Here is a 25285-nt window from a genome sequence, read left to right on the forward strand (position 1 = left end):
AACAAAATTTTAAAGCCCTAGCAAGATATTTGACTGGAAAATATATTTATATAGTCTTTTCCTCCTTTGTTATGATATGTCACCCTTCCTCAAGACGAGAAAAGCCTCCACATCAAATGGAGACTTTCTACTTTCTCAATACAACTTCAAATCACGTGAATCAACTGGGAAGGATGGATTGTATGGATTGTGACGCAGTTTGAAGCGTTTAACATCTTCAATAGTCTGAGTTCCAGATAACTGCATAACTGTCTTTAATTCTGCATTCAAGTGTTCAAAGACTTGACGTACACCCACACTACCACCAAGAGCCAAGCCATAGATCACAGGGCGGCCAATAGCTACCAAGTCTGCTCCTGAAGCCAAGGCTTTAAAGACGTGCTGACCGCGACGAACACCAGAGTCAAAGACAATTGGCACACGTTTATCAACTGCTTCAGCGACTTCTTGAAGTGAGTCAAAGGATGCTGGTCCACCGTCGATTTGACGACCACCGTGGTTGGTTACCCAGATACCAGAAGCTCCTGCAGCAAGCGAACGTTCAACGTCCTCACGGCATTGTGGCCCCTTGACATACACAGGAAGTCCTGAGTATGCAGCGATAAATTCTACATCGCGTGGAGACAGGCGTTGTTTGGCTGATTTGTAAACAAAGTCCATTGATTTACCAGCACCTTCTGGCAGGTATTCCTCAACAATTGGCATACCAACGGGGAAGACAAAACCATTGCGCTTGTCGACTTCACGATTGCCCCCTACGGTAGCATCTGCCGTCAAGACAATCGCTTTGTAGCCTTCAGCCTTCACACGGTCCATGATATGGCGGTTAATGCCGTCATCCTTACTAAAGTAAAATTGGAACCAATGAGGTGTCCCTTGAAGAGCTTCTGTAATTTCTGGAAGGTCAACGGTAGAGTAAGAGCTGGTTGTATAAAGAGAACCAAATTCATGCACACCACGCGCAGTAGCTACTTCCCCCTGCTCATTTGCCAATTTATGAGCCGCAACAGGCGCCATAATAATTGGTGAAGATAATTTTTCACCTGCAAATTCAATCTCTGTACTTGGATTTTCAACATCACAAAGCGTATGAGGAACGATCAGTTTGTGGTTAAAGGCACGGATGTTCTCGCGTAAAGTGAAAGTATCCTCTGCTCCACTAGCGATATAACCAAAGGCAGCTTTAGGAATGACTTGTTGCGCCATTGGCTCCAAATCATAAGTGTTAATAAAATCTACAGGTCCTTCTGCATTGCTTGTTTTATATGACATAAAGTGTCCTCCTTATTAAGTAAGCGTTTACTTTTTCTTGCATAAACTATCTTACCTCTTTTTCAGAATCCTTTCAAAAATTTTGTCTGGAAATTTCAAACTGATTATCTGAATATGCCCCAAAAAAGAGAGGACTCTCATTCTACCATTATCCTATATTCTTCTTTACCTTTAGGAACCTTTGTTTTATTGCCCACATATAAAAATCAGGTAATCCTAGTGACTACCTGATTTTCTATGTTTTAGGCATTTTGCCAATTTTCTTGGTCTTCTTTAAAGCGTTTTAGGAGGTCTAACCCTTCTGGTGTGATGTAACCTTCTTCTTGGGCTAGGTGGATCAGTTCACTGTAGTTAGAAAGTGTCACCAATTTCACATCAGCATCCGCAAAATTCTTATCTGCTTTTGGCAATTGATAACTGAAAATCGCTACGACACCAAGAACATCGGCTCCTTCGCGTTTTGCAGCTGCAACAGCTTCAAGAACAGAACCACCCGTTGAAATAAGGTCTTCAACAACAACCATCTTTTGCCCCTGAGCTACACGACCTTCGATTTGGTTACCAGCTCCGTGGTCTTTTGGTTTGCTGCGGATGTAGGCAAAAGGCAAGTTCATCTTGTCAGCGATGATTGCTCCGTGTGGAATTCCTGCTGTCGCAGTTCCTGCAATCACTTCTACTTCTGGAAATTCTGCTTTAATAGCTTCCACAAAACCATTTTCAATCAAGGTTCTAGTTTCTGGGTAAGCCAGAGTCACGCGGTTATCTGTATAGATAGGTGACTTGATGCCAGATGCCCAAGTAAAAGGCTCCTCTGGTTTGAGGTAAACTGCTTGAATTTTCAAGAGGTGGCTAGCGATATCTTTAGCAAGTGTCATAGTATTCTCCTTTTATTTTTAAAATCTATTTCTTTAATTTCTGTCTTGGTTCCATTCATTCTTGATAGCATGATAAGCTACAACAGGATCTTCAGCTTGGGTAATAGGACGTCCAACTACGATGTAGTCACTACCAATCTGATAAGCATCCGCTGGCGTCATGACGCGTTTTTGGTCTCCTACGGCAGTTCCCGCCGGACGAATTCCCGGTGTCAGACAGATAAAATCTGGATTGGTGGCCTGCTTGATGAGTTGCACTTCCTGAGCTGAACAAACCACACCGTCCAAGCCCGCTTCAGCTGTCTTCTTGGCATAGTGAATCACAGACTCTTGCAGGCTGGTTTGGATATTTTGAAAATCCTGCATCTGGCTTTCCGACGTTGATGTCAGCTGGGTCACAGCGATCAATTTGGCTTGTGTCCCCAGACCTTCACGCGCAGCCTTCATCATCTCCACACCACCAGCAGCATGAACGTTGGTCATGTCCACACCAAGCCGAGATAAGACTTTCATAGCAGATTTGACTGTATTGGGAATATCATGTAGCTTGAGGTCCAAAAAGACACTATGCCCCAGTGACTTCAAATAACGGACAACTTCTGGACCTTCCGCATAATAAAGCTCCATCCCTACTTTTAGATAAAGACTTTCTTCTGCTGGGAAAAGAGATAAAAATTCCTTGACTGCCTCAAAACTAGGAAAATCAAGAGCAATAACTGGACGATGTTCACGCATACCTTTCTCCTTTTACCTTTGTAAGCTAGAGAGCATGAAAAAAGGAACCTGCCAACAGCAAGGTTCCACGAAAAATGGGTAGTCTCCACCCTTTCACCGTCTAACCTTAGCTGCCTCTCTGGACTGCTTTAAAGGTTTTTTTCTATTCTATTATTTATACTAGGACTTGTCAAGCAAAAACTCGAAACTGGATTTCTATACCAATCAAAATCAAGAGGAAAAGTTAGTCTAACGACTCTGTGATTGCTGGCTCGTTTGGCTTTGATTTCCTTGTTCTTCTTGTTTTTTCTTTTCTTCTTCCTGTTTTTTCTTCTCAGCTTCCTTGGCCTCTTGTTTGGCTTTTTCCTCAGCCTCCTCTATCAATTTATCCGCTATCGTATAGCTGTATACTCCAGCTTCCATATCGACCACACTCGGTTCTGACAATTGTGGCTTGATTTTGCTGTAATAAGGCAATTTCTTGCTCAATTCTGATAGGGGAACCAAAATCTCATCTGTATCCAGCATAGTAATTTTTAAAAGATCTGCTGTTGCCTTGCTCGGCGCTAATTCGATTTTCTGGATTTGGCTCTTGATATCCTCACTGATGGTAGACAATCCTTTGATCAGTTCTTTCACCTGCTGCTCATCGTTAAAGGTAACTGTCAGATAAGTCTCGGGCAAGTTTAAGCGATCAATAGGAGTTGACTCTACTGTACCACTAGAAAGAATAGGATAATGTTCTTCACCAGACACATAATAACCGACAATATCAAATTCCTTAACCTCAATCGTAAAGTTAGTCGGAAATTGATAGTCAATCTTCGCTGATTCTATCCAATGGTTGGACTTGATACGCTCAGCGTATGTTTCCTTATCCAACAATAGAGCTAAGGTATAGTCGCTATCTTGAATTCCAGAAGCCTGTTTGATGTCATCCGCCTGCGTGTTACTATTTCCCTTAACCTCTATATTTTTGATGGTCGAAAGCGGAGTCAACAGATAGACTGAAAGAAGGAGGATCAGGACACTGGGTACCAAGATACTCACAGCTCGCCAAATATGAACAGGCGCAATTTTAGGTTTGGCTGGTTTCTCTGGTTTTTTGGGTTTTTCTTTTTTCTTCTTTTCTTTTTCTTCTTTGACTTTCAGGTCATCCTTTTGAGCTTTTTCTTCTTTTTCGGATGGTTCCTTGCTTATACTTGAGACTTCCTCGTCTGACTCACTCGATGATTTCTTGGATTCCTCCAGTAGTTTCGAGTTGGCTTCCTTTCGAGCTTGTTTTTCCTTTTCCTTCTCTTCAGCTAGGGCAGCTTCTTCCTCAGCCTTCTTCTTCAAGTATTCCTGGTTTCGTTTCTGCCATTCAGACAATTCTTGCTTCTGGTTTGATTCTTTTTTCTTATCCTTTGACATTGATATTCCTTATGCTAGGTCTTTTCTTAGTAGATCGTAAAAATCTGCAAGAGATTTCAATTCAGTCGAAGCTTTCATGCTAGCTTGGTATTGGTCCTTGTGACTAAGCAAGTGACTGAGTTTCTCCTCTAAGCTTTCCAAGGTCAAGTCACTTTCTTGAAGTTCTTCTGCATAGCCTTTCTTAACAAAGTAGGCTGCATTTTCAATCTGGTCTCCTCGACTTGCTTCACGACCCAATGGTACGATGAGATGGAGTTTCGCCATGGCCAAGAGCTCGAAAATCGTATTAGCACCGCCACGCGTCACCACCACATCTGCCATCTCCATCAAAGGTTGATAGAGATCCGTCACATAGTCAATACGGAAGAGATTTTGACTCAACTCATTGAGGTTTGAATCTCCTGTCAGATTGATAATATTGTAGCGCTCTGTCAACTCTTTTTTATGGTCTGTCACCAATTGGTTAAATACTCGAGCTCCTGCAGAACCTCCGACAAATAATACGGTTGGCAATTTGGGATCAAAGTGGGTTTGAATATCCACCAATTCATCTGGTTCAGGAGTTTTTTGGTCTGAAACCTTGGTCACTGCCCCCACATGCTCGACCTTAGCAAGACCAGCAGCTTGCTCAAAGGTTGAGTACATCTTGGTCGCAAATTTATAGGCAATTTTATTGGCCAAGCCCATAGACAGGTCCGATTCGTGAATAAAGACAGGTACCCCTGACACACGCGCTGCGATAACCGGTGGCACAGACACAAATCCTCCCTTAGAAAAAAGAGCCTGTGGACGCAGTCGTAACATGATAAAGAGGGATTGGACAATTCCCCAACCAACTTTGAAGACATCCAGCATATTTTGCCAAGAGAAGTAACGACGTAATTTCCCTGTCGCTATGGAATGGAAAGTAACATCCAAACCTGACTTGAGGATTTCTTGGTGTTCGATTCCGTGTTTATCACCAATATAGTGAATTTCCCAGCCGTCTTCGATGAACTTAGGCATTAACAAAAGGTTGAGGGTAACATGTCCAACCGTCCCCCCACCTGTAAAGACAATTTTTTTCATATTATTCCTTTAACTCCGCTACTGTGTCGATAAAGAGGTCGCCACGTGCTTCAAAGTTAGCATACATATCCCAGCTAGCATTGGCAGGACTGAGGAGAACCACATCTCCTTGAGTCGCGAGCTCATAAGCCTTGCGGGTCGCATCAGCAATATCTGTCGCATCTACATAAGCCACACCAGCCTTATCCGCTGCCCGTTTGACACGTTCTGCAGACTGACCGAGGATGACCATCTTCTTGAGCCCTGTAATATCTGGCACCAATTCGTCAAACTCATTGCCACGATCCAAACCACCTGCAATTAAGATAACCTTACTATTGTCAAATCCTGACAAGGCTTTTTGAGTAGCCAAGATATTGGTTGACTTACTATCGTTATAGAACTTGACACCCTGAATTTCATCCACAAATTGGAGACGGTGTTTGACACCACCAAAGGATGAAAGAGTTTCCTTGATGGTTTGGTTATCCACACCACGGAGCTTGGCTACAGCAATAGTCGCAAGGGCATTTTCTACATTGTGGCTACCTGGAACACCGATTTCACTGGCTGCCATAACCACTTCTCCACGGAAGTAGAGTTGACCATCTTCCAAATAAGCACCATCAACCTTTTCCAATGTTGAAAATGGAACAACAGTGGCTTGTGTTTTGCTAGCCAAGTCTTTTGCCAAGTCTTGATTAAAGTTCAAGACAAGGAAATCAGCTGCTGTCATCTTGTTCTGGATATTCCACTTAGCTGCCACATACTCCTCAAAAGAACCATGGTAGTCGATATGAGTGGGCATGAGGTTGGTAATAACCGCAATCTCAGGATGGAATTCTTGGACACCCATCAGTTGGAAAGAAGAAAGTTCCATGACAAGCGTGTCCTTAGCCGTTGCAGTTTGAGCCACTTGACTGGCAGGATAGCCGATGTTCCCTGACAAAAGACCATGTTGACCAGCAGCAGTTAAAACTTCCCCAATCATCGTCGTTGTGGTTGTTTTCCCATTTGAACCTGTGATACCGATAATTGGCGCTTCTGAGATCAAATAAGCCAATTCCACCTCAGTCAGGACTGGAATTCCCTTTGCCAATGCCTTTTCAATCATGGGATTGCTATACGGGATACCTGGATTTTTCACCATCAGAGCAAAATCTTCATCCAATAATTCCAAAGGATGCCCACCAGTGACAACCTTGATTCCCTCTTCTAGCAAGCTTTGAGCAGCAGGATTTTCCTCAAAAGGCTTGCCGTCATTTACTGTCACAATAGCACCTAGCTTGTCCAACAAACGGGCCGCAGACTCACCAGACTTAGCCAAACCTAAAACAAGTACTTTCTTATTTTTAAACTGATCGATTACTTTCATGTCTCAAACTCCATTTCTACTCCTACTATTTTACCATTTTTATGGAAATAATACTAAACGAAAATGCTCTAGCTATCATTCTGACATTGAAAAAGAGAGCCATAGCTCTCTTTCTATTTATCTTCTTTTGCTCTTTTTTACTGGCATGAGCGTAATGTCTCTCAAGCTAAAGTAGGCTAGGGCCAGCATGGCGATTGTGACAAAGAATTCTGTCGGTAATTGGAAGATTTGCAAGATGGACAACATCAGCAAAATCAAGAGTGCAACAACTACAAAGACCAAGATAACGATGTTGACTGTTCCTTTGATACTTTGGGGTGTCGCAAATACATAGAGTAGTAATAAGAGTATCCCTATGATTAAATAGACCATCTTTATCTCTTTCTAGCTCTTATTCAGCTGATTTTTTCTTTTTGTTGGCTTTCTCGCGCTCTGCCTTGTTGAGGATTTGCTTACGCAAACGGATAGACTCAGGCGTTACTTCCATGTACTCATCGTCATTCAAGAACTCAAGAGACTCTTCAAGGGTCAAGATACGAGGTGTCTTGATAACCGCTGTTTGATCCTTGGTAGCTGAACGGACGTTGGTCATTTGTTTTGCTTTCGTGATATTAACAGTCAAGTCGTTCTCACGAGAGTTTTCACCGATGATCATTCCTTCGTAAACCTCAGTACCTGGGTTGACAAAGATGGTACCACGTTCTTCGATAGACATGATTGAGTAAGTTGTAGCCTTACCAGCATCGATAGAAACAAGGGCACCACGGTGACGTCCACCAATTTCACCTGGGATGAGTGGCAAGTATTGGTCAAAGGTATGGTTCATGATACCGTAACCACGAGTCATAGATAAGAACTCAGTTGAGTAACCAATCAATCCACGCGCTGGAACTAGGAAGACCAAACGAGTTTGACCATTACCAGTTGAAATCATATCCAACATTTCACCCTTACGTTCAGAAAGGCTTTGGATAACAGATCCTTGGTATTCTTCTGGAGTATCGATTTGCACACGTTCAAATGGCTCACATTTAACACCGTCGATTTCTTTTACGATAACTTCTGGACGAGATACTTGAAGTTCATAACCCTCACGACGCATAGTTTCGATAAGGATTGACAAGTGCAATTCTCCACGTCCTGAGACAGTCCATTTATCTGGTGAATCCGTTGGGTCAACACGAAGGGAAACGTCTGTTTGCAATTCTGCTTGCAAGCGTTCTTCCACCTTACGAGAAGTTACCCATTTACCTTCTTTACCAGCAAATGGTGAGTTGTTGACCAAGAAAGTCATTTGAAGAGTTGGCTCATCGATGTGTAGGATTGGAAGAGCTTCAACTGCGTCTGTCGGAGTGATCGTTTCACCGACAAAGATGTCTTCCATACCTGATACGGCAATCAAGTCACCCGCTTTGGCTTCTTGAATTTCACGACGTTCCAAACCAAAGAAACCGAAGAGTTTTGTGACACGGAAGTTCTTCGTTGTACCATCTAGTTTAGAAAGGGTAACTTGGTCCCCAACCTTAACAGTACCACGGAAGACACGACCGATACCGATACGACCAACGAAGTCATTGTAGTCCAAAAGTGACACTTGGAACTGCAAAGGCTCATCTGAGTTGTCTACTGGAGCTGGGATATGGTCGATAATCGTGTCAAAGATTGGCGCCATCGTAGCTTCTTGGTCAGCTGGATCATCTGACAATGAAGATGTTCCGTTGATAGCTGAAGCATACACCACTGGGAAGTCAAGCTGATCATCATCTGCACCAAGCTCAATGAAAAGTTCCAAGACTTCGTCCACTACTTCTGCTGGACGAGCTGATGGTTTATCGATTTTGTTGACAACCACGATTGGAACAAGGTCTTGTTCCAAGGCTTTTTTCAATACGAAACGAGTTTGTGGCATGGTTCCTTCGTAAGCATCTACGACCAAGACAACACCGTCAACCATTTTCATGATACGCTCAACTTCTCCACCGAAGTCCGCGTGTCCTGGTGTATCCATGATATTGATACGAGTTCCGTTGTAGGCAACGGCAGTGTTTTTCGCAAGGATGGTAATTCCACGCTCTTTTTCGATATCGTTTGAGTCCATAGCGCGCTCTGCCAATTCAGTACGTGCATCAAGCGTTTCTGATTGTTTCAATAATTCGTCAACGAGGGTTGTTTTACCGTGGTCAACGTGGGCGATAATCGCAATGTTACGGATATCTTCTCTTAATTTTGTCATGATTTCCTCTAATATTTAAATTTTTATTTCTAACTGAACAATTATACCACAGTCTCATTCAAAAATCACAGTTCAGCTAAGTGTAAATGTTTTCACTCTGCTTTTCTAGTCAAGGCAACTCTTTTCAAAGTCAGAGACTTATGATAAGATAGGCTGGTATGCGTTTAGATAGATTATTAGCCCAAGAAAAGGTCAGTCGCAAGGCTATGAAACAGGCTCTATTAAAAAAAGAAATCCTAGTGGACAATTGTCCAGCCAGCTCCCTGTCTCAAAATGTCGACACTGGGTTGCAGAAATTAGTCTTTCAAGGACGGCAAATCCAAGGCTACGAGCACACCTACCTCCTGCTTCATAAGCCAAACGGAGTCGTTACAGCGAGCAAGGATAAGAAACTGCCAACCGTAATGGACCTCCTTCCACCTGACATCAAGTCTTACCAGCTCTATGCTGTCGGCAGGTTAGACCGCGATACGACAGGACTGCTCCTTTTGACAGACAATGGACCTTTAGGCTTCCAGCTCCTTCATCCCCAGTACCATGTCGATAAATCCTATCAAATGGTAGTAAACGGACCGCTCACGTCAGAACATATCCAAAAATTCAAGGATGGAATCGTCTTTTTAGATGGGACCACTTGTAAACCAGCTCAGCTCGAAATTCTGTCCTCAAGCCCAACAGAGAGCCATGCCTCCATCACCATTTCAGAAGGGAAATTTCATCAGATTAAGAAAATGTTCCTCTCAGTAGGAGTCAAGGTGACCTCTCTCAAACGAGTTCAGTTCGGTGATTTCACTTTAGACCCAGAACTATCAGAAGGTCAATTCCGTTCCTTGAATCCAGAAGAATTAGAGTTGATTAAAAAACACTTAGAAAAAAGTGGATAAAACAAAAAAGCTTTATGTTTAAAGCTTTTTTATCTTTACTTATCTAAGAAATTCTAAGAAATATCGCGATGGCTAGAATCCAGTTAAGAACAGAAACTACAAGACCTACGATGTTGAGAATTTTTTCTGTTTTATAGTCCAGTCCAGATTCTTTTTGGTATGAAAAAGCCAAGACCAATCCTATGATCCCCAAAATCAGACCAACTATTGGAAATAGCAAACCAAGGACGATAGATAAGATACCTAAAATAAGTGAAGATTTTTTCTTTTGTTGTGAATTCATATTATAAAACCTCCTTAAATTTAATATAAATGATGATACCATAAAATGCAAGATTTATCTATCATTAAACAGTTTTTAACAGAATGTTAGCTCGTCTTGACCTTTCCAATCCAAGAATCCAATCCATAAGAAAGGATATAAATCTCAGAGAAACCTTGCTTTTTCAGATAAAGTGCTGCATTGGTCACTCCTTGTCCACGTTGGTTTTCGTAGAGAAGGACAGGTTTATCCTTACGAAGGGCTGCAAGGCTTGACTTCAACTGACTTGAAGGAATATTGCGCGCACCAAGAATGTGTTTTCTGTGAAATTCTGCTGCATCTCGGACATCGATCAACTGTCCTTTCCGAATCAAGGCTTCAAACTCTGCATTGTCTACAATCTTAGCCGCACGACGAATACGAAGGTAGTTATACCCCATCCATGCTGCCATCGCCAGAACGATTCCCCACAAAATCCAAATTGTCATAAGTTCTTATCTCCATTTTTCTCTATGTAGTCTAATTCTATCTTGTGCTCTCTACGAAGAACAGCTTCCGCCTCTAGATAGTCTAGCTTATCCATCAGACCTGCATCATAGATCCGAGAGAGTTCGAGCTTCATCAGTTCAATATCATACAAGCGCTTCCCCACATAGACAATAATGCCAAACTGTTTGAGAAATTGCTGCACATCATAGAATGTTTTCATAGCTTCCATTTTAGCAGATTCCAGACTTTTTTTCAATACAGGACCAGCTCTTTCCCCCTATTTTCTTCGTCTTCATTGCCCATTCTTCCGCAAGTATGGTACAATAAAAACATGAGAATTCAACAACTACACTATATTATCAAAATCGTCGAAACTGGCTCTATGAATGAGGCAGCCAAGCAACTCTTTATTACCCAACCCAGTCTCTCTAATGCCGTTCGAGACTTGGAAAATGAAATGGGCATTGAAATCTTTATCCGCAATCCCAAGGGCATTACCTTAACCCGTGATGGGATGGAGTTTCTCTCCTATGCCCGTCAGGTCGTTGAGCAAACTCAGCTTCTGGAGGAACGCTATAAAAATCCTATCGCCCACCGCGAACTTTTCAGCGTTTCCTCTCAGCACTATGCCTTTGTAGTCAATGCCTTTGTCTCTTTGCTCAAGAAAAGTGATATGGAAAAATACGAGCTCTTCCTTCGTGAAACTCGGACTTGGGAGATTATCGATGACGTCAAGAACTTCCGTAGCGAGGTCGGTGTCCTCTTTTTAAACAGCTACAATCGCGATGTTTTAACGAAAATGCTAGATGACAATCACCTGCTAGCCCACCACCTCTTTACCGCTCAACCCCATATCTTTGTTAGCAAGACCAACCCTCTAGCTAAAAAAGACAAGGTCAAACTGGCTGATTTGGAAGACTTTCCTTATCTGAGTTATGATCAGGGGACGCACAACTCCTTCTACTTTTCAGAGGAGATTCTTTCACAAGAGCACCACAAGAAATCCATTGTTGTCAGTGACCGTGCCACCCTCTTTAACCTTTTGATTGGTTTGGATGGTTACACCATTGCAACAGGGATTTTGAACAGTAACCTCAACGGAGACAATATCGTTTCCATTCCACTGGACATTGACGACCCGATTGAACTAGTCTATATCCAGCATGAAAAAACCAGCCTGTCTAAGATGGGCGAACGCTTTATCGAGTATCTACTAGAAGAAGTTCAATTCGATAATTAATAGAAAAATGAAAAAGTGAAAAAGAAAAAGTTAGGAAATAAAAAGTGAAAAAGATACTACTGACCAGTGCTTTAATCCTTTCAATCGTAGGATTAGCACCCGCATCCGTCTTAGGAGAAGAAAACACTACTCAATCCACATCTGCTGTCAAGGAAGCAATTGCCAAAGAAGAAAAGAAAGAATCAAGTGTTGAGGAAAACTCTAAATCAGAAACTCTTCCGAAAGTAGATGTGCAAGAAGACAAGACAAAAAAAGAAGGGTGGTACCAAGAAAATCACCACTGGCGTTTTTACCAAGATGATAAGCCTGCTTTAAACTGGAAACAAATCCAAGGCAAATGGTACTACTTCGATCAAGATGGTAATCGTCTTCATTCTACTGTCTACAAAGGCTATGCCTTTGACCAAGATGGTGTCATGATAGAAAATAGCTGGACCAAACTGGACAATCAATGGTATTATGCTGATTCCTCTGGACGACTTGCTCAGAACACTTGGAAAAAAATTAACGGCTCTTGGTACTATTTTGACCAAATTGGAAGTATGCTCAGCAACACTGCCGTTGACGGCTATCTTCTCACAAAAAGCGGAGCTATGGCAGAAAAGGGTTGGACTAAATTAGACCAAATTTGGTACTATGTCGCTCCTTCTGGAAAGATCTCGCAGGATAAATGGGAGAAAGTCAACGGTTCTTGGTATTACTTTGACAAAGACGGTGGAATGCTGAGTGCGACAACCTTCAAGGGCTACCTCTTCAACCAGAGTGGAGCTATGGCAGAAAACAACTGGGTCAAAATCAAGGATACTTGGTTCTATGCAAACGGGTCAGGGAGATATGTCCAAGAAAACTGGCAAAAGATTCAAGGTTCCTGGTACTCATTTGACCAGAATGGTGGGATGCTAGCAGACAAATGGAAAGGAAGCTACTACCTCAAAACCAGTGGAGCCATGGCGGAGAATGAGTGGATCTTCGATAAAGCCTACAAGAGCTGGTTCTATCTAAAAGCGGATGGCCGTTATGCAAATCAGGAGTGGATTGGAGCATACTACCTCAAGTCAGGTGGTTACATGGCAAAGAGCGAATGGATTTACGATAACTCTGACAAAGCACGCTACTACCTAGATGATAATGGACATTATGTTTCAGGAACTTACAAGATAGACGGTAAGGAACACCTGTTCCAAAAATACGGCCAATGGATTTCTGAAGTTTCAACTGAAGGTGGATTTACAAAAGGCCTATACAGCAATACCATTTTCCTAGATCCTGGGCATGGTGGTCGAGATTCAGGAGCTTTTTACTACAATGTAGCTGAAAAAGATCTCAACATGCAGATTTACCGTAAGCTTCGTACTAAGTTGGAAGAATTGGGCTACAAGGTCCTCACTTCTCGTGATAGTGATATTGACGTTGATTTTGTTACCGAACGTTCTCGTATGGTTAATAAGACCAACTCTGATATTTTTATCAGTATTCACTTCAACGCTACTGGTAATACCTACTCAAAAGCGAGCGGTATTCAAACCTACTCCTATAGCGATGAACCTGATTACCCAAGCAAGATTAATAAATACTGGCACAATCATCCTGATCGTATGAGTGAAAGCAAACGCCTTGCTGCTGCCATCCACTCCTCTCTCCTAGCAGAAACAGGGGCCAAGGATGCTGGCTTATTGGAAAGCAGCTATGCCGTCCTACGCGAAACAGCCAAACCAGCCGTTCTCCTAGAACTTGGTTATATGGATAATTTCTCCGAAAACCAACAAATCAGAGATAGCCACTACCAAGATAAATTGGTCGCAGGCATCGTGAAAGGGATCCAAAAATATTACGCTGGTCAGTAAAAAAAAGTCTCGAGAAACCTCGAGACTTTTTATTTGCCTTCTTTTTTATCCTTATCGGGAAAGAGGTAACCAAGTCCTACACAAGCTAGCACACCGGCACCAATCACCAAACCACTTGAAATTGGCAACAGATCAAAAATAGCATTTGCAATGATAAAGGCGATGATCAAGCACATCAAGCTAGCCTTGTAGTCTTTTTTCAAAAAGTTTTCTAGCGTGAAATAGAGGAACAATCCTACCGGAATGAGTGACCAGAGATTGACATCCAAACTTGGCCAGCCAACAGATCCGAAATACAATACTAGCGCTGCTGCTACTAAAAATACAAGTCCCAATAATTTTTTCATTTTTTGTCTCCATTTTCTTTTTTAGGTTCTTGAGTTGTCTGATACTGACCCCTCACGTCCCTTACATGAACCATTATAGCAGAGGAATTTTTCAAGAACAAGCCCTTTTGCCTATCTGGTCAATATCTCTGTCTAAGTGGTTGAATAGTCGTGATAAAAGAAAAAGAAGCCCTAATGGGCTTCTTGATTTTGCCGATTGTAACAGTATTTTTGAACGAATACCATCTAGTTTTTCTTTTCCTTTGACTCTAGAGAAGATTTGATTGATTCACGATCTGCTTGCAGTTGAGCTAAGTTCTTTTCTGCTTCCTCAAGTTTACTGGTATCTGGTTTCACACGATAATAAACATCTTCTGGTTTCATTAACATAGATCCATAATCTTGTCCCGAAAGTAGTCTTTCCTCAGCATGATTGCTTTTATCCGTAATCTTTCCGTCATCAGCAGGTTGCATAACAACTCCACTTGGTACAGCTACTACTACAAATCCTCCAGCAACAGAATCTTTTACCCACGCACTGATAGACGCTGTCTCAGGGTTACGACTATCTTGTCCTTTTGATACCTTTAATCCAACTACAGATTCGTACTTTTGATCATTTGTAAACCAAGTCGCACGTACTTCTCCAGAATCATTAATAATGTATTCATTACCAGATTGACTACGCCAAGTACCTTCTAAACTAGACAAATCATTGTTCTTGATTGCTTCAATATCTAGTTTTGGAACGGTAGTTTCTTTCTTCAACTTGCTAACAAGTGCTTCTGCTTCAGTAATTTTGGTATCTAAAGCAGTCAGTTGATCCTTGAGTTTCTGAATTTCCTCTTGTTTATCCTTATCAGTCTCATCTGTTTTTCCTTGGCTTGTAGACGATTGACTTGTTGACTCTGTAGTTGAAACTGAAGACGATGCTTGATTTGGCTCTTTCTTTCCAATCAGAAGATATGAGAAAATACTTACCAAGATGAGAGTGACTAAAACAGAGAGTGCTATGCCAATATAGATTTTTATATTTTTATTCGGAGCCGACTTTGATTCAGACCGCTTAGGTCCATTGATCTCTTCAAATTGTTTTTCCCGTTCTTTCTTATTCATAATTTTCTCCTTTTTGATTGATATTCAGCCAAGCTTACGATACTTCATTCGTTACTATCCATGAACTTTTATGACTTTTAAAAAAAATCCAAGCAAAAATTTCTAGAATAAATAACTATAAAAATATCTCTAGATTGGTATCAAAACAAGTATTTATTACAATACATTATACCACAAAATATAAACAACCGTTTGTATTTATATTTTTATAAGCCGAAGAAATGGATTTTAAACAGAACCCATCTCCATTAGAAAAAGCCTGTCCTGAGACAAGGCTTTTACATATATCTCTTTTAAATCTCCCATTTTCATAGAAATCTAAATAATATATTTATAAATCAATACTTTCACAAAACTATGTCACCTCCTCACTATCTAATCTCAGTACATAAACCATTTTTTCTATAGCTTTTGTCTTAATCTTTATTTTTTCTATAGCTTTTGTCTTAATCTTTATTTTTTCTCTTCAATCCAAGAAAAGCTCCTACTATAAACATGATTCCGGCAGCTAATAGTGTCTGGGCTCCGCTTGCTGTTCCGGTTTTTGGCAACTCATTAGGATTGTTACTAGTTGATTTACTATTGATGTTGGTATTTTTATTAGTTAAGTTCCCTTCTTCATTTAGATAAACGTTCTTGTTAATTTCAAAGTTTTTATCATTTTCATCAGAAACAATACTATTGACATCATTAGTTGAATCAGATTGTGTTTTTTCTTTCTTTTTCGATACATCAAAAGTAGGTTTATTTTCCTCCTCCTTTTTCTCCTCTATTTTCTTGAATACAGGTTTTATAAAGGTATCTTTTGATAGATTAAGAACATAGCCGGCGTCTTTTTTCCCTTCGAAACCAGAAATTTCCCAACCATCAAATTGGTATCCTTTTTCTAATTCACCCTTATAGACAGGTAACATAAAATCTTCTTCCGACACTATCGTTGAACTCATTTCTTTTCCATTTTGAATGGTCACAGTTACCCTATGAGGTTTTAATTCACTTACCTCTCCCGTGTCTTTATTTAAAATGAACTCTTTTACGGTAGTATTTCTTGCAAAATCTTTTACAACAATCTTAATGTTTAGTGTCTTATCTGTTAGTTGTTTAATATCATCAAATGATTTGTATTCTTTTCCATTTACATAAATATGTTGTTCTTGAATCTCACCATCGAATCCATTATTTCTCTTATCATTGATGTTAAAAACTACAGATTTTCCATTAGCATATTCGATACTAGTATTTCCCTTAGGATCAATGCTTACTTCAGGTTTTACATTATCATATAAGAATTGATAGTGTACTCCAACTGCTTTTGCATTCAAATCGCTATAGCCAGTTTGAAGATAAACATTTCCATCCATATCTGTTACCTTATCTGGAAATCCGTTTGCTTTATAGTCTTTCATTCCCCAGTCCATGATGTCACCGTCTTTAACATTAAGCTTAATGTTAAAATCTCTAGTGTTATCAATGTGTAAATCTCCGTAGATTAAATAATTGTCTACAACCGATTCATTAACTCTCAACTCCCAGTTAAAACCACCCTTATCAGAAATCTTACCTCTTAAATAGAATTCTGGATTTCGTACATAAATTTTATTAGTTTTAGATGGATTAAAGTAGTTCTTGTCCATTGAAAGATTTACTGGTTTTGCATCAATAAATAACGTAGAGCCATCTTCTTTTATAGCTTCTACATTGGACTTATCCTCTCCTGTGTACTCTTTACTATCCTTACCAAATAATACCAGTTTAGAAGGATCTGTCACAAGATTGCCATCGTTATCGATTGCTTCCCCTTTATCATTCATTTTAAATGTAAACACTTGATATCTTACAATGTTAAAGCCGTCCAAAGCCGACATTAATACTGATTGAGTACTTCTTCCATCTTCAACATTTCTACTATCAGCATAAATTGTTGTTTCTGATAAGACTCTTAGATTAGGATTGGCCTTTTGGATTTTTGCTATATCTTCCTTGCTATAGACTCCATTTCCTTCTAACATATCCGTTTTTCCAGGATTATAGGTAGTCACTTTTAGTGCATAGCCTTTTCTTAGAATGATGTTATCCTTTAATAGATATTGTTGTTTTTCTGAATCAGAATAGATTTTACCAGATTCCATGTCCGTTAAATTGTTTGGTTTATTTTTTGAAAGATCTCCTTCTCCTAATTCTATTACATTCCCATAACTTGATGCATACGGATATTCTGCTTTAGTTTCCTTATTTTTTTCAGGCATTCTAATTTTAGTTTCAGCTTTTATCTGATCATCATCTTTGACAAAAAACCTCATATCTCCTGCAAAAGCTAATCCATCCACAATATCATTAATATTAGCGTATAAATCAAATGTCATCGTTTTTGAGTGGGAATCATACTTGGTCGTTTTGATTTCTATCGATTTATAGTTATTTCCATAATATACCTTGGCATTTTTAGAAACATTACTGATCTTTCCAAGAATTTCAAAGTGTCCATCTTTAGATGGGTTTAGAATGCCATAAATTTTTGATTTGATTTCATCAAGTTTTTCAGTTTCATATTGTAAGGCACTACCATCGTCATAAGCAATGATATTTCCCTTATCATCGTATTTATAATCGTATTCCTCTATTCTCTTACCAGTTTCACTTGTAAAGTCATCAACTTCTCTAAATTTCTTTTTAATGAGTTTCTTTAAGTCTTTGCTTTCAAAATCTCTAATTGTTGAAATTGTTTTATGAATAGTCAAGCTAGATTTTTCTTCGGTAGCCTCTTCATTTTCTTGATGATGTTCTACTTCAGTTGTATCTTTTTTAAGACTATCCTCTTTTCTATTTTCTAAATTTTTAAATTTAGATTCGGAAATCTCGCCAAGCTTTTGATATTTAGATGAATCTTGATCAGGATCTACTAGATAATAGGAAATCATCCCATTTTTATCAGCATGATCAGCAAATTTAATTCTATGAATCTTTGTGAAATTGCTAGAACCGTCTAATGCAATCACTTCAATGATTTTTCCTCTTAAATCTCCTGCACCTTTAATTTCATAAATGGTATTTCCGTCTTTGTCAAGTTTTCTATTTCGTCCTTGACCCTCACCTGCATAAGTGACTTCAAGATTTTTCTCAACCTCTCCATCTTCATTAACAAGAGCGGCCCCAGCATACCAAACTTCGTTGGCAATCTCGTCAAATTTTTCAGGATGTTCTTTTTGATCTCTCGCAAATAGCGTTTCATTCTTATATTGCTCTTTGACCTTGTGATAAGTATCCTTTGTAATTAACTTAATTTTTCCAGGGTTTGAAAAATCAATTGAAACAATCTTTGGAGGGGTGTTATCAATTTTTACAGGAATATAGGAAACCTGCCATGGGTAATCCTTGGTTAATCTATATTTAAATTTATAGAAATATTGGCCTTCCGCAATCGGTTCAAATTGTCCTCGTATCTTAGTAGCAGGATCTTTTTTGTCATTACTTTCTGGGGCATTTTCTTCTCTACCTCTAGGGTTATAAATGAGTCCATCCCATTTCAAGTCACCCCAAACTTTTAGCTTAGAAGATTTAATGCCCTTTGCATCATTTCTTTTAGAGTTTAAAATTCCTTTAATAAAGTGTTCTCTCGAAATGACTTTTAAGTCTTTTTGATTTTCTCCTTCTTTATTTGTATTTACTATTGAAATCACCCCTTCTTCTGCACTTCTTAATACAAGTGGAGAAGGCGTTAATCCTCTCTCAAGTTGAGCATCTTGAGGATTTCCATTTGAATCTAAAGGATAGATTTTAGCAATATTAGAGCCACTTGATGAAGGTGCGTTGATTCCTTCGTTATTGAAAGCAAATAATTCTGGATTTTGATCTAGGGATGTTGTATTTTTATCTTTTCTATTTTGGATAACTCCTGCTGGATTAAATTTATCTATACCATGTTCTCCACCAATCCCCTTATTTAAGGTACCTGGAATTTTTGGTTTACCATCATCATCATAACCTTCCATTGCTTTTGATTTTGATCCTTCTTCCCAGGCCCATTTATCAAGGATTGGTTCGTGGTTCCAATTCCCAGCAAATCCCATTAGAGGCATCGACAAAGAAGGTTGGAAGTTTCTTTTCTTACCGTTGGAGTTTAGAGCTTCCATTTCTTCCACTGACTCAAAATGAATAAATGATTCTACAAATTTATTTTTGTTTTTAGCTTCTCCAACATTTATAACCGCATTTAAATCAAAGCTGGAATTTGGACCTATAGTGAAAGTATCATGCTCAAATGTGATATTTGCTCCTTTGACTTTTTCTGGGTGAATTTCTGGAACAATTTGCTTCCCGTCCGGAGATTTTTCATCTTTATATGTTTCATCGAGTTTTAGCCTATCAGTTAGAGCATCTGTAGTTACAGTTGATGCAGAAACTTTAAAGGTTAAAGGTCTGTTTGAGGTATTGTGAAGCTTAATTGTAAAGTATTTTTTATCACCTTTTATTTCTTTAAGAGAAATGGAACCATATGAATTTACCAAACCTTTAGAATCTGTATTTTTGAAAGTTGCTACAACTTCATTTCTCAAAGCGTTGGCAACATTAATTAGCCCCGCTCCCTGCTGTCTAGGTGATGCAAAGTATTGACTCTTTTCTTTCCAAGAGGTTGCATCCATCATAGGTCTTGCAGTATTTTGTAGAGCTATTTTTGTAAGACTTGTAAGGTCTATTTTGTCATCTCCCTTAAGATTTTTCAAGACAGGTCTTTCAAGCAATTCCTTTAATTTTGGTCGAATCAAAACAGTAGAAGCTGCTACGATTGGAGTTGCCATACTAGTTCCTGACATATAACCATAAGTGGATTTACCATTGATAACATTTAGAGTGGATTTAATATTTTTACCAGGTGCTGAAACATCCGGTTTTAAAAGCAAGTCTGTTCTTGGCCCCCAAGATGTAGACCCTGCTGGGACTATAATATCTTCTTTATAAAGTTCTTTGTCTGTGTCAGCTGCAAATTTAAAGTCAATTTCTTTTTCATCACCTACATTCGGTTTATTAGAATTATAGCTTTCCATATCAATTGGATAGTATTGTTCTAAGTTATCTTTAAAATCTTCCTTATTATTTCTTTTGACTTCAGTTTTTTTATCAGGGTTAATCATGTTCCATAATTTTACACCATCATCTCCTGAAATTGAAAATACTTGACTAGTAGTCCCTTCATCCGCTTCATATCCCATAGCTGGAAGGTCTGTCCAATTATCTCTATTGTAGTAATTTACAGTATTTACAACCATAATGGCACGTGCGCCTTTATCCATAGCTCTTTTAAAAGCATCTTTTAAATCCTTGGTATAAATTCTATCCATTACTGCAATTTTGCCCTTAAGATCCAAGCCTATCAAATCTTGGTCTTGACCTTTGCCTATATATACAAATTTTAATTTATTTGGAGTTTTTGAGCCATCCTCATTTGTTAGGATTTTGTTTTTATCGAAAAAAGCCCCTATATTTCTGTATTTAAAACTTTGTCCTCCAATGTTAACCTTATCAAACTCAATGGTTTGATTTTTAGCAGAAGCGACCGCTATCGCATCTTCATGTGCGGCGGTTCGTGTTACATTTCCAGTATCTGTCATTTTCAGATTATTATTTGCTACTAAATCCCAAGAAGAACTTGAAGCAGAAGTCGCAAAGTTACCTGTAGCAACAACCATTGGGATTCCAGCTTTTCTTAATGCTCTAATAGCCTCCCAATATTTCTCGCCTACAAGACCGGTTCCCGTAAAGCCAGATGATACCGAAACAACATCGACATTGTGTTTGATCGAATCTTCAATAGCATGAAACATTGTTTCATCACCTGCAAACCCAGATCCTGCGTCAGAGTACATTTTATAAGAGAAAATTTGTGCATTAGGCGCAATTCCATCTATGCCATTAAAGTTCTTGATATCTTTTTCAGTATCATTTCCAGCAAGAATCCCTGCAATATGCATCCCATGTGGGTCAAAATAATCCCTTCCATCATCATATTTTTCTACAGTGATTTTACCACCATTATAATAATTGAACGCATGAGGGATTTTATCACTCAACCAATAATTCTTATCAGTGCCTTTTAAGTCATCTTTTTTAAATTTCATTGAGTCTTTGGCATCATCATCAATCCTCATAGCCTTATGCCTATAATCTGTTCCAGTATCAATATTTGAAATGACCATACCTCTACCATCAAAATTTTTCCCAAATGGAGCATTGATAGACTTTAGGTAATCAATAGCTTCCTCAACTCCAATTTCCTTTCTGGCATGATTCATCATTGGTTGGAGTTTTTGTGATCGTTCAACCGACGAAACACCTTCTATTTGTTTAATTTTGTCCAAATTATCTGGAGTTGTTTCAATGGCAGCGCCATTAAAAATCGTATTATAGGTATATAAAACTTTTGTATCCTTAAGATTTGATAGTTCCTTAATTACTTTTTCTCCAGATTGTTTATCTTTAAATTCAGCAATATAGACAACTTTATCTTCTTTTTTCGGATTTTCTGTATCTTTATTTACAAATGAGTCCGCATCATTTCCTTGGGATTGATTGGAGTCTTCTTTGATACTTGCTCCTTCGTTACTAGTTTTTTTGTCTATCACAGACTTTTTACTAACAACCTCTTTTTCCTCAATAACTGTTGTCTTCTTCTCCTCAGTATCCTTTGAAGTTTCTATAACATTATGAAGTTCTTCAGATTGTTCATTGTTTTCTGTTTCTTTATCTGCTACTACTTTTTCTTTATCTGCTACTACTTTTTCTTTATCAGAAATTCTTAAAGCATCTTCAGAACTAGGTGCATCTGCTAAAATTACCTCATTGGGGGCATATGCTGCTAAAATAACTGCAGCAGTAGTTAATGACAATACCGTACTTTTTTTCATTTTAATTCCTTAATTTTTTATTTTAAACCCAATAGATAGAAAACTTTAACCTTGCTAGCCTTTGTTATAAAAAGTTTTATGACGTATCATCTAGTGGGGTAGAGTAGTACATTTATATATAATTGTTAGCTCTCTGAAAAACAGTATATCAATTAAAAAAATTTAAGTCAAGAAAAATTAACCCAGGTTAATTTTTTTTTTAATCCATGTTAACAAATAGTCTAGTCAATAAATATTATAGTTAACTGGCTACAATATAAACTCATTCCTACCATCAAAAATATTATCAATTAACCGGAATAACTACCAAAATCGCAAAAAGGGGGGATGGATACAACTTATACTTAAATAAATATGTAAAAACAACCGCTATAATTTTCAACGGTTGTTTGTAACATATTTAATTTTTAACTCTCATCCTATCTTATCTCTTACGAACCCGCACTTTCGTAGGCGTCCAAGCCCCTGTCCCAGAGTTTTAAAGAAATAACAAAGAAAACAAGGGAAATCAAAATCAACCCACCGATATTAAAGAGTCCGTTCTTTTCCTGCAAGAAATAGCTGGCAGGATAGTAGGCCGTAAAGGCGAAAGGCACGATAAAGCTAATCAACCAACGAAGGAGCGAATTGTAAATGGAAATCGGGTACTTGGCAAAGTCATTAAACATATAGAAAATGTAAATCATGGCTCCTGACTGCTTGGTCCAAAAAGCGATACTGGCAGTCGCGATTTTCAAGGAAGTATAGATCAAGGTCGCAAAAGGAATGCAGACTAGAAAAATCAGGAATTTTGGAAGAGTCCAAGCAATGCTTGATACTGTTGTCGCTAATAAAATTCCACCGACCAATAGTTCGCCCAAGGCATCAATCTGAAAGGTCTCAACCAGAATATGAAAAAGAGGATTGATAGGACGCGTCAGGTACTTGTCAAACTCTCCTTTTCGCACTAAACGTTGCCCCAGAGCCCAGAGATTGTCAAAAAAGAGATGGTCCAGTCCCTTGGGAATCAAGGAAAAACCATAAATAAAAGCTATCTCTTGAAAAGTCCAGCCTTCTAGGGATGGAATATGTTGAAAGATGACGTTGAGAAACAAGAGGTTCAAGCCTTGGGTCAGAAAGACACCTAAAACACCAACCACAAAATCAACCTTGTATTCCATGATTTGCTTGATGTATTGTCTGATAAAAATCAGGTGCATGCGTTGATATTTTTTCATACTAACCTCCTTGAATGGTGATGAAGGACTGGACTCGTTTCCAAATCAACTGAGACAAGCCCACCATCACTAAGAGCCAGAAAAACTGCAAAGCGAGCGCCTGAAGAATCTGACTGGCATCGTATTTTCCAACAATGATCATGACCGGAGTGTAGATCAAGGATGAAAAAGGCAAGAAGGACAGAATATCTGAAACCACCTTAGGAAAGAAAGCCAAGGGAATCAAACTCCCAGACATAAAGGCAACTATGGAAGTCTTGAGTAGATTGGAACCCCATAGATTTTTAAACACAAAGGCTGAAAATCCAAAGCAGATATTAAAGAAAAAATTGATCAGGTAGGCTAGGGTTAAGCTAAAGAGATAAAGGATGGTTAATCCCAGTACTTCTACAATTCCTTGTCCTGATAAGATTTTCATCAAGACAATCATACTTAAAAATGGCAGTCCAACAGAGGTAAAAATCAACCACTTGGAGCCAAGCTCGGTGAAAAGGTAAGAGGCCGCAAAATGCACCGGTCGCAACAAACGCATGATAATGGAACCATCCTTGACCTCATCACCAATCATAAAGGAAGAATCCGACCTGGTCAGAAGATTAGTCACAAAACTCATGATGATGTAGAAGGTTATATCTGCCATACTAAAGCCCTGAATCAAAGACTCCTGCGAAGAATCAAAGACAGCCTTCCAGAGATAAAAAGCAACAAAAGCCCCCATGACATCGCCAATCCGATAGAGAATAAAGTTGACTCGATAGGTGATCAACTCCTGAACACCTGCATTTATAAAGGGTTTATAACGTCTCCACAATTTGACCATCTTAGAGCTCCTTTCGATAGAAGCGACGGATAATATCCTCGATATCCGTATCCACCATCTTCAAATCACGGACTTCAAAATCAGACAGGGTTTGCTTGATAATATCAGCCGACTGGTAGCGGGAACTATCGAATTCAATATTGAGACTGTTTCCTTGTCTATCAATGGTCATATCCGAAGAGCCTTCATAGTGAGAAAGGAGATGACTTTGACCTGGTACCAGTTCAAAGGAAAGAGTCTTCATCTTGCCAAAGGTTTCCTTGAGCTGGCTAACCGTTCCATCAAAAATCTCCTGCCCCTTGTCAATCATAAAAATTCGATCACAGAGCTGCTCAATGTCGCTTAGATCATGAGTGGTCAAGAGAATGGTGGTTTCTTCCTCTTGGTTAATCTGAGTGATAGCTCGGCGAATGTTGTCCTTGACCGAAACGTCCAAACCAATGGTCGGCTCATCTAAAAAGAGAACTTTAGGATTGTGAAGCAAGGAAGCCGCAATATCCGCACGCATCCGTTGACCAAGTGAAAGAGTCCGCACGGGGTCCTTGATAAATTCCTTCAAATCCAAGACTTCATTCAAAAAGTCCATGCGCTTATGGAAGAGCGAGTCTGGCACATCGTAAATCTCTTTCAAAACCGTATAGGTCTCTTGCAGAGCCAAATCCCACCATAGCTGGGTGCGTTGTCCGAAGACCACTCCAATATCCTTGACATAATCCTGACGATTGTCCTGCGGAATCTTACCATTGATCCGACAATAACCCGATGTCGGTTTCAAAATCCCTGTCAGCATTTTGATGGTTGTCGACTTCCCAGCACCATTTGCCCCGATAAATCCTAAAATCTGCCCCTTGGGAACCTCAAAGGTTAAATTCTTGACCGCTTCAAAGGTCTGCTTTTCAGGATGAATAAAGGAGCGCAAAGCTCCCTTCAAACCAGGTTCCTTGACTGTCTTCACAAAATTTTTCTGAAGATGTTCCACTTCTATCATTGCCATAAATCTCTCCCTATCGCAAGGAATTGTAACATTGTATTGTTGACTACAAATATCTAAATCCTTACTTTCTACACCTTCTCAATATTATTACAGAAGGCTTTATACCAACCTATTATAGTCCAATAAAAAATAGAATGCAAGCGTTTGCCTATAGATTATGAAATTAGAGATTTCTCTCTTAAAATAATAGTATTAATCAAAAATTCTGGTTTAGTAGTTTACTTAAAACACCAACAAAACCTGCCCAGAAGGGCAGGCTACGAAT

General features: G+C 39.2%; 20 protein-coding genes. 3 read left to right on the plus strand and 17 right to left on the minus strand.

Annotation, left to right across the window (positions count from 1 at the left end):
- Positions 1-135: 135 nt before the first annotated feature.
- From lctO to typA, 8 genes are all read right to left on the minus strand, one after another.
- Positions 136-1272, minus strand: coding sequence for an L-lactate oxidase (gene lctO / locus HMPREF1115_RS08535; protein ID WP_000120739.1), 1137 nt, complete (start codon positions 1270-1272; stop codon positions 136-138).
- Between the two features lie 242 nt (positions 1273-1514).
- Positions 1515-2147, minus strand: a complete 633-nt coding sequence (pyrE, locus tag HMPREF1115_RS08540; RefSeq protein ID WP_000170905.1) for an orotate phosphoribosyltransferase — start codon at positions 2145-2147, stop codon at positions 1515-1517.
- Positions 2148-2180: 33 nt separating this feature from the next.
- Positions 2181-2882: an orotidine-5'-phosphate decarboxylase gene (pyrF, locus tag HMPREF1115_RS08545; protein ID WP_001206750.1), complete on the minus strand. Its 702-nt coding sequence runs from the start codon at positions 2880-2882 to the stop codon at positions 2181-2183.
- A 228-nt stretch (positions 2883-3110) separates the two neighbouring features.
- Positions 3111-4274, minus strand: coding sequence for a cell division protein FtsQ/DivIB (locus HMPREF1115_RS08550; RefSeq protein WP_000031122.1), 1164 nt, complete (start codon positions 4272-4274; stop codon positions 3111-3113).
- Between the two features lie 9 nt (positions 4275-4283).
- Positions 4284-5342, minus strand: a complete 1059-nt coding sequence (locus HMPREF1115_RS08555) for a UDP-N-acetylglucosamine--N-acetylmuramyl-(pentapeptide) pyrophosphoryl-undecaprenol N-acetylglucosamine transferase (RefSeq protein ID WP_000724788.1) — start codon at positions 5340-5342, stop codon at positions 4284-4286.
- A gap of 1 nt (position 5343) precedes the next feature.
- Positions 5344-6696 carry a UDP-N-acetylmuramoyl-L-alanine--D-glutamate ligase gene (gene murD, locus HMPREF1115_RS08560; protein ID WP_000863071.1) on the minus strand — a complete coding sequence of 451 codons (1353 nt, stop codon included), beginning with the start codon at positions 6694-6696 and terminating at the stop codon, positions 5344-5346.
- Positions 6697-6813: 117 nt separating this feature from the next.
- On the minus strand, positions 6814-7068 hold the full coding sequence (locus HMPREF1115_RS08565) for a DUF3165 family protein (protein ID WP_000262660.1): 255 nt from the start codon (positions 7066-7068) through the stop codon (positions 6814-6816).
- 19 nt (positions 7069-7087) lie between these two features.
- The gene (typA, locus tag HMPREF1115_RS08570) at positions 7088-8929 is read right to left on the minus strand and encodes a translational GTPase TypA (RefSeq protein ID WP_000164111.1); all 1842 of its coding nucleotides are present in this window, start codon (positions 8927-8929) and stop codon (positions 7088-7090) included.
- 158 nt (positions 8930-9087) lie between these two features.
- Between typA and HMPREF1115_RS08575 the strand changes: the two genes are divergently transcribed.
- On the plus strand, positions 9088-9813 hold the full coding sequence (locus HMPREF1115_RS08575; protein ID WP_001235081.1) for a 16S rRNA pseudouridine(516) synthase: 726 nt from the start codon (positions 9088-9090) through the stop codon (positions 9811-9813).
- A gap of 43 nt (positions 9814-9856) precedes the next feature.
- Here HMPREF1115_RS08575 and HMPREF1115_RS08580 read toward each other — a convergent pair whose 3' ends face one another.
- The 3 genes from HMPREF1115_RS08580 to HMPREF1115_RS08590 all read right to left on the minus strand — a co-directional run bounded on the left by HMPREF1115_RS08580 (position 9857) and on the right by HMPREF1115_RS08590 (position 10793).
- Entirely contained in the window at positions 9857-10096 is a 240-nt protein-coding gene (locus tag HMPREF1115_RS08580) for a hypothetical protein (RefSeq protein WP_001088144.1), read from the minus strand.
- 86 nt (positions 10097-10182) lie between these two features.
- Entirely contained in the window at positions 10183-10563 is a 381-nt protein-coding gene (locus tag HMPREF1115_RS08585; protein ID WP_000158117.1) for a rhodanese-like domain-containing protein, read from the minus strand.
- Complete coding sequence (locus HMPREF1115_RS08590) at positions 10560-10793, minus strand: YqgQ family protein (protein ID WP_002882495.1); 234 nt, start codon at positions 10791-10793, stop codon at positions 10560-10562. The genes HMPREF1115_RS08585 and HMPREF1115_RS08590 overlap by 4 nt, the downstream gene beginning before the upstream one ends.
- 102 nt (positions 10794-10895) lie before the next feature.
- Between HMPREF1115_RS08590 and HMPREF1115_RS08595 the strand changes: the two genes are divergently transcribed.
- Both HMPREF1115_RS08595 and HMPREF1115_RS08600 read left to right on the plus strand, forming a co-directional pair.
- Complete coding sequence (locus tag HMPREF1115_RS08595) at positions 10896-11804, plus strand: LysR family transcriptional regulator (RefSeq protein WP_001222578.1); 909 nt, start codon at positions 10896-10898, stop codon at positions 11802-11804.
- A 44-nt stretch (positions 11805-11848) separates the two neighbouring features.
- Positions 11849-13648 (plus strand): N-acetylmuramoyl-L-alanine amidase, encoded by a 1800-nt coding sequence (locus HMPREF1115_RS08600; protein ID WP_000722531.1) that lies wholly within the window; start codon positions 11849-11851, stop codon positions 13646-13648.
- Between the two features lie 29 nt (positions 13649-13677).
- Here HMPREF1115_RS08600 and HMPREF1115_RS08605 read toward each other — a convergent pair whose 3' ends face one another.
- The 6 genes from HMPREF1115_RS08605 to HMPREF1115_RS08630 form a co-directional block, all read right to left on the minus strand.
- Positions 13678-13995, minus strand: coding sequence for a hypothetical protein (locus HMPREF1115_RS08605; protein ID WP_000734660.1), 318 nt, complete (start codon positions 13993-13995; stop codon positions 13678-13680).
- A gap of 225 nt (positions 13996-14220) precedes the next feature.
- Positions 14221-15090, minus strand: a complete 870-nt coding sequence (locus HMPREF1115_RS08610; RefSeq protein WP_001034379.1) for a DUF6287 domain-containing protein — start codon at positions 15088-15090, stop codon at positions 14221-14223.
- 446 nt (positions 15091-15536) lie between these two features.
- Positions 15537-21989: a S8 family peptidase gene (locus tag HMPREF1115_RS08615; protein ID WP_000750019.1), complete on the minus strand. Its 6453-nt coding sequence runs from the start codon at positions 21987-21989 to the stop codon at positions 15537-15539.
- 431 nt (positions 21990-22420) lie between these two features.
- Entirely contained in the window at positions 22421-23206 is a 786-nt protein-coding gene (locus HMPREF1115_RS08620; protein WP_000760724.1) for an ABC transporter permease, read from the minus strand.
- 1 nt (position 23207) lies between these two features.
- The gene (locus HMPREF1115_RS08625) at positions 23208-24026 is read right to left on the minus strand and encodes an ABC transporter permease (RefSeq protein WP_000240160.1); all 819 of its coding nucleotides are present in this window, start codon (positions 24024-24026) and stop codon (positions 23208-23210) included.
- Position 24027: 1 nt separating this feature from the next.
- Complete coding sequence (locus HMPREF1115_RS08630; protein ID WP_001240819.1) at positions 24028-25020, minus strand: ABC transporter ATP-binding protein; 993 nt, start codon at positions 25018-25020, stop codon at positions 24028-24030.
- Positions 25021-25285: the final 265 nt, after the last annotated feature.

It is taken from the genome of Streptococcus oralis SK610 (assembly GCF_000257455.1).
Classification (GTDB): domain Bacteria; phylum Bacillota; class Bacilli; order Lactobacillales; family Streptococcaceae; genus Streptococcus; species Streptococcus oralis_CB.

What these genes read in the sequence shown, in the direction of transcription:
- lctO (WP_000120739.1), bottom strand. Translation starts at nt 1,272, where the DNA reads ATGTCATATAAAACAAGCAATGCAGAAGGACCTGTAGATTTTATTAAC.
- pyrE (WP_000170905.1), bottom strand. Translation starts at nt 2,147, where the DNA reads ATGACACTTGCTAAAGATATCGCTAGCCACCTCTTGAAAATTCAAGCA.
- pyrF (WP_001206750.1), bottom strand. Translation starts at nt 2,882, where the DNA reads ATGCGTGAACATCGTCCAGTTATTGCTCTTGATTTTCCTAGTTTTGAG.
- HMPREF1115_RS08550 (WP_000031122.1), bottom strand. Translation starts at nt 4,274, where the DNA reads ATGTCAAAGGATAAGAAAAAAGAATCAAACCAGAAGCAAGAATTGTCT.
- HMPREF1115_RS08555 (WP_000724788.1), bottom strand. Translation starts at nt 5,342, where the DNA reads ATGAAAAAAATTGTCTTTACAGGTGGGGGGACGGTTGGACATGTTACC.
- murD (WP_000863071.1), bottom strand. Translation starts at nt 6,696, where the DNA reads ATGAAAGTAATCGATCAGTTTAAAAATAAGAAAGTACTTGTTTTAGGT.
- HMPREF1115_RS08565 (WP_000262660.1), bottom strand. Translation starts at nt 7,068, where the DNA reads ATGGTCTATTTAATCATAGGGATACTCTTATTACTACTCTATGTATTT.
- typA (WP_000164111.1), bottom strand. Translation starts at nt 8,929, where the DNA reads ATGACAAAATTAAGAGAAGATATCCGTAACATTGCGATTATCGCCCAC.
- HMPREF1115_RS08575 (WP_001235081.1), top strand. Translation starts at nt 9,088, where the DNA reads ATGCGTTTAGATAGATTATTAGCCCAAGAAAAGGTCAGTCGCAAGGCT.
- HMPREF1115_RS08580 (WP_001088144.1), bottom strand. Translation starts at nt 10,096, where the DNA reads ATGAATTCACAACAAAAGAAAAAATCTTCACTTATTTTAGGTATCTTA.
- HMPREF1115_RS08585 (WP_000158117.1), bottom strand. Translation starts at nt 10,563, where the DNA reads ATGACAATTTGGATTTTGTGGGGAATCGTTCTGGCGATGGCAGCATGG.
- HMPREF1115_RS08590 (WP_002882495.1), bottom strand. Translation starts at nt 10,793, where the DNA reads ATGGAAGCTATGAAAACATTCTATGATGTGCAGCAATTTCTCAAACAG.
- HMPREF1115_RS08595 (WP_001222578.1), top strand. Translation starts at nt 10,896, where the DNA reads ATGAGAATTCAACAACTACACTATATTATCAAAATCGTCGAAACTGGC.
- HMPREF1115_RS08605 (WP_000734660.1), bottom strand. Translation starts at nt 13,995, where the DNA reads ATGAAAAAATTATTGGGACTTGTATTTTTAGTAGCAGCAGCGCTAGTA.
- HMPREF1115_RS08610 (WP_001034379.1), bottom strand. Translation starts at nt 15,090, where the DNA reads ATGAATAAGAAAGAACGGGAAAAACAATTTGAAGAGATCAATGGACCT.
- HMPREF1115_RS08615 (WP_000750019.1), bottom strand. Translation starts at nt 21,989, where the DNA reads ATGAAAAAAAGTACGGTATTGTCATTAACTACTGCTGCAGTTATTTTA.
- HMPREF1115_RS08620 (WP_000760724.1), bottom strand. Translation starts at nt 23,206, where the DNA reads ATGAAAAAATATCAACGCATGCACCTGATTTTTATCAGACAATACATC.
- HMPREF1115_RS08625 (WP_000240160.1), bottom strand. Translation starts at nt 24,026, where the DNA reads ATGGTCAAATTGTGGAGACGTTATAAACCCTTTATAAATGCAGGTGTT.
- HMPREF1115_RS08630 (WP_001240819.1), bottom strand. Translation starts at nt 25,020, where the DNA reads ATGGCAATGATAGAAGTGGAACATCTTCAGAAAAATTTTGTGAAGACA.